Annotated in this window: 13 protein-coding genes; 10 read left to right on the top strand and 3 right to left on the bottom strand. The window is 64.6% G+C overall.

The genetic code is table 11. The annotated features are described in order from the left end of the window. The first annotated feature begins 16 nt into the window (after positions 1–16). Entirely contained in the window at positions 17–1,171 is a 1,155-nt protein-coding gene (locus V3W40_RS33870; RefSeq protein WP_323147066.1) for an ABC transporter ATP-binding protein, read from the top strand. Positions 1,172–1,450: 279 nt separating this feature from the next. Here V3W40_RS33870 and V3W40_RS33875 read toward each other — a convergent pair whose 3' ends face one another. The 3 genes from V3W40_RS33875 to V3W40_RS33885 are packed head-to-tail and all read right to left on the bottom strand — an operon-like array spanning position 1,451 to position 3,866. After that, entirely contained in the window at positions 1,451–2,191 is a 741-nt protein-coding gene (locus tag V3W40_RS33875) for a PAS domain-containing protein (RefSeq protein ID WP_065946542.1), read from the bottom strand. Continuing rightward, a complete protein-coding gene (locus tag V3W40_RS33880) occupies positions 2,192–2,851 on the bottom strand; it encodes a response regulator (protein ID WP_065926401.1) in 660 nt (219 codons plus the stop codon). After that, positions 2,820–3,866: an ATP-binding protein gene (locus V3W40_RS33885; protein ID WP_065926408.1), complete on the bottom strand. Its 1,047-nt coding sequence runs from the start codon at positions 3,864–3,866 to the stop codon at positions 2,820–2,822. Before V3W40_RS33885 ends, V3W40_RS33880 begins: the two co-directional genes overlap by 32 nt. 250 nt (positions 3,867–4,116) lie before the next feature. Between V3W40_RS33885 and V3W40_RS33890 the strand changes: the two genes are divergently transcribed. From V3W40_RS33890 to folD, 9 genes are all read left to right on the top strand, one after another. Next, the gene (locus V3W40_RS33890; RefSeq protein ID WP_065926402.1) at positions 4,117–4,560 is read left to right on the top strand and encodes a dimethylamine monooxygenase subunit DmmA family protein; all 444 of its coding nucleotides are present in this window, start codon (positions 4,117–4,119) and stop codon (positions 4,558–4,560) included. Then, entirely contained in the window at positions 4,557–5,486 is a 930-nt protein-coding gene (locus V3W40_RS33895; RefSeq protein ID WP_330216472.1) for a PDR/VanB family oxidoreductase, read from the top strand. Before V3W40_RS33890 ends, V3W40_RS33895 begins: the two co-directional genes overlap by 4 nt. A gap of 11 nt (positions 5,487–5,497) precedes the next feature. Continuing rightward, positions 5,498–6,514 (top strand): heme-dependent oxidative N-demethylase family protein, encoded by a 1,017-nt coding sequence (locus V3W40_RS33900; protein WP_065926404.1) that lies wholly within the window; start codon positions 5,498–5,500, stop codon positions 6,512–6,514. 30 nt (positions 6,515–6,544) lie between these two features. Further along, positions 6,545–7,675: an aminomethyltransferase family protein gene (locus V3W40_RS33905; RefSeq protein WP_027603588.1), complete on the top strand. Its 1,131-nt coding sequence runs from the start codon at positions 6,545–6,547 to the stop codon at positions 7,673–7,675. Positions 7,676–7,705: 30 nt separating this feature from the next. Continuing rightward, entirely contained in the window at positions 7,706–8,572 is an 867-nt protein-coding gene (purU, locus tag V3W40_RS33910) for a formyltetrahydrofolate deformylase (RefSeq protein WP_330216473.1), read from the top strand. 20 nt (positions 8,573–8,592) lie between these two features. Beyond that, positions 8,593–9,960 (top strand): NAD(P)/FAD-dependent oxidoreductase, encoded by a 1,368-nt coding sequence (locus V3W40_RS33915; RefSeq protein WP_330216474.1) that lies wholly within the window; start codon positions 8,593–8,595, stop codon positions 9,958–9,960. A gap of 2 nt (positions 9,961–9,962) precedes the next feature. Then, a complete protein-coding gene (locus V3W40_RS33920; RefSeq protein WP_330216475.1) occupies positions 9,963–12,272 on the top strand; it encodes a DUF1989 domain-containing protein in 2,310 nt (769 codons plus the stop codon). A 74-nt stretch (positions 12,273–12,346) separates the two neighbouring features. Further along, a complete protein-coding gene (locus tag V3W40_RS33925; RefSeq protein ID WP_315871569.1) occupies positions 12,347–14,026 on the top strand; it encodes an APC family permease in 1,680 nt (559 codons plus the stop codon). 16 nt (positions 14,027–14,042) lie between these two features. Further along, positions 14,043–15,035, top strand: coding sequence for a bifunctional methylenetetrahydrofolate dehydrogenase/methenyltetrahydrofolate cyclohydrolase FolD (gene folD, locus V3W40_RS33930; RefSeq protein ID WP_330216476.1), 993 nt, complete (start codon positions 14,043–14,045; stop codon positions 15,033–15,035). The last annotated feature ends 78 nt before the right edge of the window (positions 15,036–15,113 follow it).

The raw sequence follows: 15,113 nt of genomic DNA on the forward strand, positions 1-15,113 counted from the left end.
CGCCGAGGAGAAGAACATGAGTGCAGTGATCAACGATGTCGCGCAGAGCCATGGCCAACCCCTGGTCAGCCTGCGCAACCTGAACAAGCACTACGGCGAATTCGCTGCCGTGGACAATATCTCGCTGGACATCCAGGACGGCGAATTCCTCACCTTCCTCGGCTCCAGCGGCTCGGGCAAAAGCACCACGCTGTCGATGCTGGCCGGCTTCGAAACGCCAAGCAGCGGCGAGATCCTGGTCAGTGGCCAATCGCTGGTCAACGTACCGCCGCACAAACGCGACATCGGCATGGTGTTCCAGCGTTACTCGCTGTTCCCGCATTTGTCGGTGCGCGACAATATCGCCTTCCCCCTGGCGATTCGCAAACTGGCCAGCGCTGAACGCGAAAAGCGCGTCGACGCCATGCTCAAGCTGGTGCAGCTTGAGCAATTTGCGCATCGCCGCCCTTCGCAATTGTCCGGCGGCCAACAGCAACGGGTCGCCATCGCCCGCGCGCTGGTGTACGAACCACGCATCCTGCTGATGGACGAACCCCTCGGCGCCCTCGACAAGAAGTTGCGCGAAGACCTGCAGGACGAACTGCGCCAACTGCACCGGCGCCTGGGCATCACCATCGTCTACGTGACCCACGACCAGGAAGAAGCCATGCGCCTGTCCCAGCGCATCGCGATTTTCAGCCACGGCAAGATCGTCGGCCTGGGCAGCGGCTTCGACCTGTACCAGAACCCGCCGAACGCGTTCGTGGCGTCGTTCCTCGGCAACTCCAACTTCCTCAAGCTCAAGGCCCAGGGCAACGCGGCGGCGGCGTTCGAAGGCCGATCCGTGTCGATCCGCCTGACCAGCGGCCTGCACACCGAGCAGGAGGTGCTGCTGATGGTACGCCCGGAAAAAGCCCTGGCGCTGAGTGTCGAACAGGCCGCTGAGCAACCGCTGGCGGCGGGCTGGAATGAAGTGTCGGCGATTGTGGGTGAGGTGCTGTTCCTCGGCGAAAGCCAGACCTGCACAGTGAAAACCCTCGGCGGCACATCGATGACAGTCAAGGCGCTGTCCGCTGCGGGCATGCCCCTCAAGGCCGGCGACCCGGTGCGTGTGCGCTGGGCGACGGCGGATGCGTGTGTGTATACGGAGTGGGCGGAGAGTGATCTGAACAAGGCCGCAGGCGCGCATTGAATCCCATGTGGGAGAGGGCTTGCCCTAATGCCAGTCAGTTAAGGCTTTTTGTAGGAGCGAGCTTGCTCGCGAAAAACTCACAGGCGCCGCGTTCATTCAGGAAGCACGCGTTATCGTTGACGTTTTTCGCGAGCAAGCTCGCTCCTACAGGAGGCGATGTACGCTTAACTGACTGGCATTAGGGCTTGCCCCCGATAGCGTTGTGTCAGTTAAAGATGCATTCACTGACACTCCCTCATCGGGGCAAGCCCCCTCCCACATTTGAAGTGCGTTTATCCGTCAACTCTTGCGCTCGAAAATCGCCCCCTCGATCCCCAACACCTCACGGGTATCCGCATAAATCCCCACGCCCTTCTCCCACACATGCTTGATCGAGCGGTCGGCGCAGCGAATCCGGTAATTGAGCTCGAACGGCTCCTGCCGTGACAACGCATATTGCACCTCGCGCCATACGTAGTCAGCGTCCTGCGCCAGGATCAGGCTGTTGTAGGTGAACTCATGGTTGTCCACCAGGCGTTCGGCAGGGTAGCCGGTGAGTTGCAGGCAGCCGGCGCTGACGAATTCCATGGTCCAGTCGCGGTTGTTGCGGCCGCGATAGATCAGGCCCGGCATGCTGTCGAGCAAGCTCATGCTGCTGCGCTGGCTGGCCTGCCAGGCGATTTCGCGGCGCTTGTGGGCAGTAACGTCCCCGGCCACCAAATAGAAGCCTTGGGGGCCGCGCTTGAGGCTGATCTCGAACCAGCGCAGTTCGCCACTGGGGTGCACAAAGCGCAGGCGCTGGTTGAATGAGGTGTCGGGGCGACGGCGCAGTTCATTCAGGGCCTGGCGCCATAGCGGGCGGTCTTCCTGGTGCACGTAGTCCATCAGGTTGCGCTCCGCGCCCGGCGGGCCCATCAACTCGGCCCAGGCCAGGTTGAAGTGGGCGATCTGGCCGTTGTCGCGCAGTTGCAATAAGGCGGCGGGAAAGCAATCCATCAGGTCAATCGGCGGGGGCGCAAACGCTTCGGGGCTGTCCCTCATCTAGTGGCGCTCCTCGTGTTTCATCAAGGCGCCGCTGTGCACCCAGGCCGCCAGCTCCAGGCGCGAATGCAGGCCGAGCTTCTGCAACAGGCTGCGTACGTAGATTTTCACCGTGCCGTCGCTGATCCCCAGCTCCCGGCCGATCTGTTTGTTGCTCATGCCGGCGGCGATCAGCGCCAGGGTCTGGCCTTCGCGCTCGGTAAGGTTTTCGCTGCCCGCAGCCTCACACGCTTGCGTGGGCTCCGCCTGGTCGGCGAGCAAGGCAATCAGGCTCGAATCCAGCACGATCGCGCCCTTGTGACAGTTGCGCATATACGCCAGCAACGCATCCGGCTCGGTTTCCTTGAGCACATAACCGCTGGCGCCCAGGCGCAAGGCCGTGAGCAACTCGGCGCGGTCCATGGAGGCGGTGAGCACCACCACCTGGCAATCCAGGCGCAACTGGCGCAGCTCATCCAGCACCTGTAATCCGCTGAGGCCAGGCATGTGCAAATCCAGCAGCACCTGTTGCGGCGTCAGGCTCACGGCCAGGTTGATGCCCTCGCGGCCGCTGGCCGCCTGCCCCACCACTTCGAAGTCGCCGCTGGCATCGAACAACTGCGCCAGGCCCTTGCGAAACAACGGGTGATCATCGATCAGTAATAAGGTCGTGCAGTCCATCGAGACTCCCCTGTGGCAGATCGTGGTGGCGGCGCAGGCCAAGGTGCACGCGCACCCCGTGCGGGCGGATCGCTTCTATGCTCAGCCGTGCGCCGATGCTGGCGGCGCGCTCGCGGATAATCGCCAGGCCGAAATGGTTGTGCTCGTCGCAGGCCGGGATCAAGCCGATGCCATCGTCTTCCACCGACACCGAGGCGTCGCCGTCCTGGGTCTGGCGCAGTTCGATGCGCACGTGGCGCGCGTGGGAATGCCGCACCGCATTGGCCAGGGCCTCGCGAATGATCTGCAGGATCTGCAATTCGGTTTCCGGGCTCAGGGCGTCGTCGGCCAGGCGGTTGTCGAGTTCGAAGACAATGATGCAGCGCCGCGAGAACTCCGCGACCGAATCGGCCAGCGCCTGGCGCAGCGAGCGCCCGTCCATGGTCAGACGCGCACTGGTGATCAGCTCGCGCACCTGGCGTTGCAGTTGGCTCAGGCCGGTGCACAAGTCCTGCAGTGCCGGCTCGCCCAGCTGCGACTGCAAGCCATGGGCCTGGAACGACAGGTAGCCCAACTGCTGCGCCACCGAATCGTGCAGCTCACGGGCCAGGGCGCCGTGGCGGGAGGTCGCCTGTTTGCGCTGCTGCTCACGGTTGTGGCTGCGCAGGCGTACGCTCACGCCTACCGCCTGCGCCGCCTCTTCCAGTAACTGGCGCCAACTGGCACCGGCGCGCCGGGGGGTGTCGAGCAGCAATGCGCCCTTTTCACCCTCGGGCAAGGCGCACACCAGACGGTGCACGCCCCGTTGCCGGCAAGGTCCGCAGGCTTGGGGAGCGTCCGTCACGCTGGCGTCGCGCCAGGGGCAACGCGCGACCGCCTGGCAGCCGTCGACCCACCCTCGCCGCGTCGGGCCCAGGTCTTCGCCGCCGAGGATCAGGTTAAGCCGGGCAGGCGGCAGCAGTGCGTCGAAACGGTCCAGGAAACCCGACAAGGCACCGTCAGCGTGCAGGGGCAACCCGGCCAACAACCTGCGCACGCTGCGCGCCTGTTCGGCGCGTACAGGCCCCAACCAGAGCGGCCAGCCTTTTGGTCGTGTCAGCACTCTTTGATAACTCCCCGTCCGGTTGCTCTGTGTGGTCGAAAGGCCCAGCAACTTCCATGCCCCGAATGGCCGGCGCGCAAGGCTTATCTCCAAAGGCATAGCCCTTTTTCCAGATTGAGAAGATTTTCCCCATAGGAAAGTATCTCTCCCAACAGGAAACAAACACACACCGTGGAGAGCCCGCATGACGCCTACCCGCAGCCGCCCCATCGTGGTGATGCAATCAGCCGCCGCCAGCGCAGCGTTCATCAGCGAACTGCACATGCCCGTGCTGTTGAACGGCGAACACCCCGAGTTTGCGCGACGCCTGCAACAGGCGCTGGCCAGCGCCACCGTGGGCTGCCGGCTCTACCTGCTGGGCGACGAAGCCTTTATCTGGCGTGTGCACGGCGAGGCCCGCGTCGCTGGCCTGGAACACGACGAGATCGACATGACCTGCATCCCCGGCCTGCGCCAGGTGTATTGCGCACACTGCGGCCTGACCCAGGCGGCCGGGCCGGAGCCGCTGTTGAACTGCATCGGCTGCCACGTCGGGCTGGAGGTCCGCACGCATTTTTCCCGGCGTCTGGGGGCGTATCTCGGCGTGTGCATCAACCCCGACCAACCCTACGCGGGGTTCCAGCCATGAGCGCGGCCCTCAACGTCCAGGTCAGCGCCGCACGCATGCTCACGCCGGTGGTGCGCGAATTCACCCTGACGCCCGCCACGGGCAGCCTGCCCGGCTTCTCGCCCGGCAGCCACGTGCAGGTGCACCTGCCGCTGGGCGAGGGCACGGTGCGCAACGCCTATTCACTCACCAGCGACCCGGCGCACACCCAGCACTACCGCATCGCCGTGCGCCTGCAAGATGCCTCGCGCGGTGGCTCGCAGTACCTGCACAGGCAGGTGCAGGTCGGCGACACCTTGCAGATTTCACCACCGGCCAATCTGTTCGCACCCCATGGCACCGCGCGCCTGCATATCCTCATCGCCGCCGGGATCGGGATCACGCCGTTCATGGCCTATATCGCCGCGATGGAACAACAGCAGGCCGACTTCGAACTGCATTACCTGTTCCGCCGGGGCCTCAGCGACGCCTACCTCGACGAGTTGCAACAGCGCCTCGGCCCGCGCCTGCACACCTACGACCGACGCCCGGATCTGGACCGGATCCTCGGCAACCGGCCGCTGGGCAGCCACGTCTACACCTGTGGTCCGCAGCCCTTGCTCGAGGCGGTTGAGCAACACGCTTCACGCCTCGGTTGGCCGAGCAGGCGTGTGCATTCGGAAGCCTTCAAGGGCGCACAACCCGGCCAGCCATTCGACCTGCACCTGCTGCGCAGCGGCCGACGCCTGCGGGTCGAGGCCGAGCAAAGCCTGCTCGAAGCCCTGGAACACGCCGGACTGCAGGTGCCCAACCTGTGCCGTGGCGGGGTCTGCGGCCAGTGCATCACGCGCCACCAGGGCGGCGCCATCGAACACCGCGACAGCTTCCTCAGCCCGGCCGAGCAGGCCGACTTTCTGATGCCCTGCGTCTCGCGCGGCAGCGGCCCCTGCGTTTCGCTGGACCTATAGGAGTGAGTGCCATGCCCCTGCAAACGAGCCCCGTGCTGAGCTATCGCGACGATTTCAGCTTTCGCAACAGCCCGGCAGCGATCCGGCGTTTCCCCTTTCCCTTTATCGAGGACAGCTACCTGTACTCGGTAAACATCGAACCGGCCATCTCCCGCGACCCCGGCTCGATCTATGAGCACGCCTTCGACATCGACGAGCACTACCGCTCGGAAATGGCCGAGCGCGCCCTGGTGCTGGACAAGGACCCACGCCGCTACCTGGTGATGCCCCACATGCAAGTGGCGGCCTGGGATGCGCTGCAGATGATCATGGAACACCTGGCCGCCGACTACCCGCAGTCGTTCAGCCTGACGCAAAACGGCGAGCGCTGGCAGTGGCGCAACCACCTGCTGGACATCGACCAGGCCTTCATCTTCGGCGATGCCAGCAGCCTGCCCTGTGCGCCGCTGGAGTACATCGGCCGCCAGGTGCAGGGGGATTTCGCCCTGCTCGACCAGCGCGACGGCGACCTGTACATGGACGCCGGCCTGGTCACCAGCCCGGCCGACTGGTCGCTGGCGTTCGACGCCGGCATGAGTTTCAAGCAATGGCACGCACCGGTGCCCATGGCCCATCAGATGGGCGTGTTCGAACGGGCGCTGAAGTACCTGCTCAACCTGCAGGTCGGCCAGCCGGTACGGCGCTTGAACTGGACCCTGACCATCAACCCGCGCCTGGATTCGTCGCCGGAAACCTTCCATGAATGGGGCGCCGATCGCGGCCGGATCACCGCGCAGAACGTCGGCCAGCAGGTGCACCTGCGGGTCGAGCTGCAAGTGATGGCGCGCCTGCCGCGCAGCCACGCGGTGATGTTCAGCATCCGCACCTACCTGATCAGCCTGGACGAGCTGGTCACGCAACCCGGCTGGGGCTGCCGCCTGCACCGCGTGCTGCGCGACCTGCCCGACCCCATCGCCGACTACAAGGGCATGACCCGCTACCGCCACACGCTGGTCGAGTGGCTGAGCCAGTTCGACCCACAGGCCTGATGCCCCTTCTTCTACGACAAGGAACCTCACATGACCCACTCATGGCGTATTTCTGCATTGGCCGACCGGCACCGCGCCCTCGGCTCCCACCTCGAAGACTGGAACGGCATGGGCACTGCCTGGACCTACAGCAGTGACCTCGCCGACCACCACCAGGCGATCCGCACCCGCGCCGGCCTGATGGACGTGTCCGGCCTGAAAAAAGTCCATTACGTGGGGCCCCACGCCGAGAGCCTGTTGCAGTGGGCTACCACCCGCGACATCGCCAAGCTCTACCCGGGCAAATCGGTGTATGCCTCGATGCTCGACGAGGACGGCAAGTTCGTCGATGACTGCATCGTCTACCGCACCGGCCCCAACGCGTTCATGGTGGTGCATGGCGCCGGCACCGGGCATGAAATGCTCGTGCGCTCGGCCCAGGGCCGGCAAGTGGCGGTGCTGTTCGATGACGACCTGCACGACCTGTCGCTGCAAGGTCCGCTGGCGGTGGATTTCCTCGCCGAACACGTGCCGGGCATCCGCCAACTGGCGTACTTCCACCACCTGCAAACCCGCCTGTTCGACCGCCCGGTGATGATCTCGCGCACCGGCTACACCGGCGAACGTGGCTATGAGATTTTCTGCAAGGCCGCCGATGCGCCGTTCCTGTGGGACAGCATCCTCGAACAAGGCGCGAGCCTGGGGATCATCCCCTGCGCCTTCACCGCCCTGGACTGGCTGCGGGTGGAAAGCTCGCTGATGTTTTTCCCCTACGACAACTCGCAGATGTACCCCTTCGCCGACCAGAAGGCCGGCGACACCCTCTGGGAAATGGGCCTGGATTTCACTGTTTCACCTGGCAAGAACGCCTTCCGTGGCGCCGAAGAACACCTGCGCCTGCGCGGCCAGGAGCGCTTCAAAATCACCGGCGTGCTGCTTGAGGGCGTCCGCGCCGCCGAGGCCGGCGACACTGTGTGGCAAGGCAACCAACAAGTCGGCGTGATCACCTGCGGCATGTATTCACGCCTGAGCAAACGCTCGATGGCCATCGCGCGCATGAGCGTCGCCTGTTCCGAACCCGGTATTGCCTTGCAGGTTCGCGGCAGCCTTGAGGCCAGCGCCAGCACCCACGCCCTGCCCTTCGACGACCCGCAAAAAACCAAGCGCACGGCCAAGGGCTGAGCCTTCCTTCACGCAATTCAGGAGCCTTCGATGGACGCCTCCAGCGAACATTACATCCTCAAGATCACCTGCCCGGCGGCGTCCGGGATTGTCGCCGCGATCAGCGCGTGCCTGGCCCAACAGCAGTGCTACATCAGCGAGCTGGCACAGTTCGACGATGAGTTCACCGGGCAGTTTTTCATGCGCGCGGTGTTCCGCTTCAACACTGGCGTGAGCGGCGACATCGGCGCCCTGCGCAAAGGCCTCGGCGACCTGGCCGGTGGCTTCGACATGCACTGGCAGTTGTTCAGCTCACGCCAACCGACCCGCGTGCTGCTGATGGTCAGCAAGTTCGACCACTGCCTCACCGACCTGCTCTACCGCCACCGCAAGGGCGAGATGGACATGCACATCACCGCCGTGGTCTCCAACCACCTGGACCTGCGGGCGATGGCCGAACGCGAAGGCATCCGCTTCATCTACCTGCCGATCACCCAGGACACCAAGGCCGGCCAGGAAGCCGAGCTGATGCGCATCGTCGAAGACACCCAGACCGACCTGGTGGTGCTCGCGCGCTACATGCAGATCCTGTCCGACGGCCTGTGCCAGCGACTGTCGGGCCGGGCGATCAATATCCACCACTCGTTCCTCCCAGGATTCAAGGGCGCCAAGCCGTATCACCAAGCCTATGACCGTGGCGTCAAGCTGATCGGCGCCACCGCCCACTACGTCACCAGCGACCTGGATGAAGGCCCGATCATCGAGCAGGAAATCCAGCGCGTCGACCATACCCACCTGCCCGACTCGCTGGTCGCCATCGGCCGCGACACCGAAACCGTGGCCCTTTCCAAAGCCCTGAAATACCACCTGGAACACCGGGTGTTCATCAACCAGGACAAGACAGTGATCTTTCGCTGAAACCTTCAGGAGGCACGCTCATGACCCTACGTGTTGCAATCATCGGTGCCGGCCCATGCGGCCTGGCGCAACTTCGCGCGTTCCAGTCGGCCCGCGACAAAGGCGCCGCCATCCCTGAGCTGGTGTGCTTTGAAAAACAGCAGGACTGGGGTGGCATGTGGAACTACACCTGGCGCACCGGCCTCGACGAGAACGGCGAGCCGGTGCACGGCAGCATGTACCGCTACCTGTGGTCCAACGGCCCCAAGGAATGCCTGGAGTTCGCCGACTACACCTTCGAAGAGCATTTCGGCCGGCCCATCGGTTCCTACCCGCCGCGTGAAGTGCTGTGGGACTACATCAAGGGCCGCGTGGAAAAGGCCGGCGTGCGCGACTACATCCGCTTCAACAATGTGGTGCGCCAAGTCACCTTCGACGAACAGAGCCAGCGCTTCACCCTCTACGCCCACGACTACACCAGCGACACCTTGACCTGTGAAGAATTCGACTACGTGATCAACGCCTGCGGCCACTTCTCCACGCCCAAGGTGCCGTACTTCGAAGGCTTCGAACAGTTCGCCGGGCGCATCCTGCATGCCCACGATTTTCGCGAGGCGCTGGAGTTCAAGGACAAGGACCTGCTGATCGTCGGCAGCAGCTATTCGGCCGAGGACATCGGCTCGCAATGCTACAAATACGGCGCGCGCAGCATCACCAGTTGCTACCGCAGCGCGCCCATGGGCTATGCCTGGCCGGATAACTGGGAAGAAAAACCGCTGCTCCAGCGCCTGGAAAACAACCGCGCGTACTTTATCGACGGCAGCAGCAAGCACATCGACGCGGTGATTCTGTGCACCGGCTACAAGCACCACTTCCCGTTCCTGCCCGATGAACTGAGCCTCAAGACCGACAACCGCCTGTGGCCGATGAACCTCTACAAGGGCGTGTTCTGGGAACCCAACCCCCGCCTGATCTACCTCGGCATGCAGGACCAGTGGTACTCCTTCAACATGTTCGACGCCCAGGCCTGGTATGCCCGCGACGTGATCCTCGGGCGCATTCAGTTGCCCGGCCACGCCGACATGGTCGCCGACAGCCAAGCATGGCACGCACGGGAACAGACCCTGGAAACCAACCAGCAGATGTTCGAGTACCAGGGCGCCTATATCCAGCAGCTGGTGGACGCCACCGACTACCCGAATTTCGACATCGCCGCCGTCAACGAAACCTTTCTGCACTGGAAGCACGACAAGGCGGAAAACATCATGGGCTATCGCGACAAGTCCTATCGCTCGCTGATGACCGGCACCCAGTCGCCGCCGCACCACACGCCGTGGTTGCAGGCCCTGGATGACTCGATGGCGGCGTACCTGGGCGAGCCCACGACACCCATCAAGTCGGTCGGCTGATGATGAATGCACCGCGTGTTTCCCATCCCCGCGAACCCGGGCTGTTTGCCCGCGCGCCGAACCTGGAACGCTACCGTGTGGCCGCCGGCGGCGTGACCCTGGTCGACTTGCAGCCCGGCGACGGTCTGCAAGTGATCGACGTCGAAGGCCTGCAAACCTGCGCACTGCTGGCCCTCGACGCCGGCGGCCGCAGCGCCCTGGCGAGCTGGGGGCTGAGCGGGTCAACGGCGTGCAGCGTGCCTGGGCGTATCGGCCAGGCGCTCCAGCGGCGCGGCATCGACGCACAGGCCTTGCCGCTGGCTGCCTCGCTGTGGGACGCCGACAGCCCGCCCGGCCACAGCCGGCAGTTTGTCGCCGAGGACGCGCTGCTGGTGATCGTCGCCGCCCCCGCCGAGGCCACCGCCGTCGACCGGCAATACCGGCCCAGCGAGCTGCGCCTGCGGGTGACGCGGGCCAACCCCTCGCCGCTGCTGGTACCGGCCCTGCCCGAGCCATTGGGCGATGTACTCGACGAATTCACCCTGCGCGCGGGCACGGCCCACAGCTACACCGTCGCCAAAGGGCAGTACATCCAGGTGCTGGACGTCGCAGGCCGCCAGTGTTCGGACTTCGTCGCCCTCGACCGGCGCGCCCTGGATCGCGGCGTCGAGCTGGACCTGGACCAGACCGTCACGCGCACCCTGAACGGCAGCGCCTACCCGGCACCGGGGCTGTTTTCGAAGTTTTTCGACCGCCATATGCAACCGATGCTGGAGGTGGTGCAAGACACCGTCGGGCGCCACGATTCATTCGCCCTGGCCTGCGCGGCGCGCTACTACGAAACCCATGGCTATTTCGGGCACGACAACTGCAGCGACAACCTCAGCCGCGTCCTCGCCCCCCATGGCGTGCAGGCGCGCAACGGCTGGCCGGCGATCAATTTCTTCTTCAACACCGGTATCGATGCGCACCAGCAGATGACCCTGGATGAACCCTGGTCACGGCCCGGCGATTATGTGCTGCTGCGGGCCATGACCGACCTGCTGTGTGGCAGTACCTCGTGCCCGGATGACATTGACCCGGCCAATGGCTGGAACCCGACCGATATCCATGTCCGCATCTACAGCGAGAAGGAGCGTTTTTCCATCGCCATGAGCACTCGAACCACGGCGGATGCCGACCCGATCCTCACCCGTGAGTCCGCGTTTCACTCACGTACCCGCGCCCTCACCGGCAGCTTCACCGACTACCGCAACTGGTGGCTGCCGCTGCGCTACGACGGTTACGGCGTCACCGAGGAATACCTCGGTTGCCGCGAACGGGTGGCGGTGATGGACCTGACCGCCCTGCGCAAATTCGAAATCATCGGCCCCGACGCCGAAGCCCTGTTGCAGTACTGCCTGACCCGCGACATACGGCGCCTGGCGGTGGGCCAGGTGGTGTATTCGGCGATGTGCCACGCCCACGGCGGCATGCTCGACGACGGTACCCTGCTGCGCCTGGGCCCGGACAACTTCCGCTGGATCTGCGGCGAAGACTACGCCGGCGTGTGGTTGCGCGAGCAGGCACAGAAACTGGGCATGAAGGTGTGGGTCAAGTCCGCCAGCGAGCAGATTCACAACCTGTCGGTGCAGGGGCCGCTGAGTCGCGAGCTGCTCAAGCAGATGGTCTGGACCCCGCCCACGCAACCGAGTGTGGAAACCCTCGGCTGGTTTCGCTTCCTGGTCGGTCGATTGGACGGTTTCGACGGCTGCCCGTTGATGATTTCGCGCACCGGCTACACCGGCGAACTGGGCTTTGAGGTGTGGTGCCAGCCCGAAGACGCCGAACGGGTCTGGGACCGCATCTGGCAACTCGGCCAACCCTTGGGGCTGGTGCCCCTGGGCCTGGAAGCCCTGGACCTGCTGCGCATCGAAGCCGGGCTGATTTTCGCCGGCTACGAGTTCAGCGACCAGACCGATCCGTTCGAGGCCGGTATCGGTTTCAGCGTGCCGCTCAAGAGCAAGACCGATGACTTTATCGGTCGCGACGCCCTGCTGCGGCGCAGCGCACACCCCAGCCACAAGCTGGTCGGCCTGCACCTGAGCGGCAACGAGACCGCCCACCATGGCGACCCGGTGTACCAGGGCCGAGCCCAGGTCGGGGTGATCACCAGTGCCTGCCGCTCACCGCTGCTGGCCAGCAATATCGCGTTGTGCCGGGTCGACGTGAGCTGCGCCGAGCCCGGCACTGAACTTGAGATTGGCAAAGTCGATGGCCTGCAGAAGCGCATCAGCGCCACGGTCAGCGCAGCGATTTTCTACGACCCGGACAAAAGCCGGGTGCGCAGCTGATCGTCCCGAAACGTGTGTGCCAACCCATTTTGACTGCCCCAACCTAACCGCTATTCAGACATGGGAATACGAAGATGGAAGCGACGACGTTCGAGGCTGTACCGCAGGCTGCCGGCTCGGTGGGCAGCCTGCACCGCAAGATCGACTGGCGCGGGGCCTTCTGGGTCGCCAGTGGCGTGCCCGCGCTGGTGTTGTTCTCCATCGGTGCGATCGCCGCCACGGTGGGCAAACCGGCATGGATCGTGTGGATCGTGTCGATCCTGTTCGGGTTTATACAGGCCTTCACCTACGCCGAGATCGCCGGGCTGTTCCCGCACAAATCCGGCGGCGCCTCGGTGTACGGCGCGGTGGCGTGGGTGCGCTACAGCAAGCTGATCGCACCGGTGTCAGTGTGGTGCAACTGGCTGGCCTGGTCGCCGGTGCTGTCCATCGGTTCGGGGCTGGCGGCGGGGTATATCCTCACGGCGCTGTTTCCCGCCGATGCGTTGATCAACACCTGGCAACTGACCCTGCTGGACCTCGGCTGGGTCAAGAGCGGCCTGTCGTTGCGCATCAACGCGACGTTCGCCATTGGCTTGTTGATTTTGCTCACGGTGTTTGCCGTGCAGCACGGCGGCATCCTGCGGTCGGCGCGCCTGACCCTGGTGCTCGGCGTCACCTCGTTGATTCCGCTGCTGCTGGTGGGCGTGGTGCCGTTGTTCACCGGGGATGCGACCCAGGCCAACTTCCTGCCGCTGTACCCCCTGGCCCATGACGCGGCCGGGCAAGTCATCGATGGGCCGTGGGATATGTCCGGCTGGTCACTGATGGCCGGAGGGCTGTTCATGGCGGCGTGGTCCACCTACGGCTTTGAAACGGCGGTGTGCTACACCCGTGAGTTCAAGGACCCCAAGCGCGACACCTTCAAGGCGATCTTCTACGCCGGCCTGCTGTGCATCCTGGTGTTCACCCTGGTGCCGCTGGCGTTCCAAGGCAGCCTCGGGCTGGGCCAACTGGTGACGCCGGCGGTGCTCGACGCCAGTGGCGCAATCGTGACGCCCGCGGTGTACAGCGGCCTGCTCTCGCCGGCGATCTACAGCGGCATGGGCGTTGGCCAGGTGATGGCCGACAGCATCGGCGGCGGCAAGGTGGTGGCCAATATCGTGCTGATCATGCTGGTGCTGGCGACGTTGCTGGCGATCATGACCTCGATGTCCGGTTCGTCGCGCACCCTGTATCAGGCCTCGGTGGATGGCTGGCTGCCCAAGTACCTGGGGCGCACCAACGAACATGGCGCGCCGACGGCGGCGATGTGGACCGACCTGTCGTTCAACCTGCTGCTGTTGCTGATGTCGGACTACGTGTTCGTGCTAGCGGCGTCCAACGTCAGCTACATCATCTTCAACTTCCTCAACCTCAATGCCGGCTGGATCCACCGCCTGGACCGCCCCGACTGGGTGCGCCCGTACAAAGCCCCCACCGTGCTGCTGGCGGCCGGCGGCGTGCTGAGTTTCGTCAACCTGGCCTGCATGGGCCTGGGCGCGGACATCTGGGGCGCAGGCACGCTGGTCACCGGCTTGCTGTTGGCGCTGCTGATCCTGCCGGTGTTCTGCTACCGCCACTATGTACAGGACAAGGGCCGCTTCCCTGCCGCCATGCTCACCGACCTGTATATCCAGGCCGATGACGGCCAGCGCCGCGCCGGCTGGCTGCCCTATGCCACGCTGGTCGCCGGTGTGCTGGTGGTGTATGCCTGCCATCAACTGGTAGCCTGAGCCTTCCGGCCTGCCTATGGCTGAGGGAGTCTTATCCCTCAGCGCCTTATCTCCCCAGACAACGGTGACGCTTTTGACCAGCTCTCTCCCCACGCTTGCCCGCGATATCGACGGCAAGGCCATCTCTGCCCAGGTGCTCGACGAGGTTCGCGAAGAGGTCCTGCTGCTTGCCTCGCAGCAAATCTACCCGGCCCTGGCGGTATTGCTGGTGGGCGATGACCCGGCCAGCCACGTCTACGTGCGCAATAAGCTGCTGCGGGCCAAGGAAGTCGGGATTCGCTCCCTGGAATACCGGCTGCCGGAGGATGCCAGCCAGACGCAGGTGCTCGACCTGCTTGCCCAGTTGAACGCCGACACGACGGTCAACGGCATCCTGGTGCAGTTACCGCTGCCGGCGCATATCGACGAAGCGGCAGTGATCCACGCGATCGACCCGATCAAGGATGTGGATGGCTTCCACCGCGAAAACGTCGGTGGCCTGGTGCAAGGCATCGAGGTGCTCACGCCCTGCACGCCCAGCGGCTGCATGCGCCTGCTGCACGAAACCTGCGGCGACTTGAGCGGCTTGCACGCGGTGGTGATCGGTCGTTCGAACATTGTCGGCAAACCCATGGCAACCCTGCTGCTGCAGGCCAACTGCTCGGTCAGCGTGGTGCACTCGCGCAGCGTCGATGCACCGGCGCTGTGCCGTTTGGCCGACATCGTCGTCGCCGCCGTAGGCCGGCCGCAGTTGATCGACGCCAGTTGGCTCAAGCCCGGCGCAGTGGTCATTGATGTGGGGATCAACCGCATCACCACCGAGACCGGCACGCGGTTGGTGGGGGATGTGGATTACGCCAGCGCACGCACCGTGGCCAGCGCGATCACGCCGGTGCCCGGCGGTGTGGGGCCAATGACGATTGCCTACCTGCTGAAGAACACCCTGGTGGCGAGCCAGCTGCAACGCAGCAAGGCAAATGCGGGAGGGAACTTGCCCCCGATGGCCGTGGCTCAGCTACAACCAAGCTGACTGGCAGACCGCTGTAGGCGCCTAGGTATCCACAACGGTAACCACGATGCGAAGCGAGCCGCTCTTGATCTTGCTTTA

Source organism: Pseudomonas sp. AM8, from assembly GCF_036346475.1.
GTDB classification, from domain to species: Bacteria; Pseudomonadota; Gammaproteobacteria; order Pseudomonadales; family Pseudomonadaceae; genus Aquipseudomonas; species Aquipseudomonas marginalis.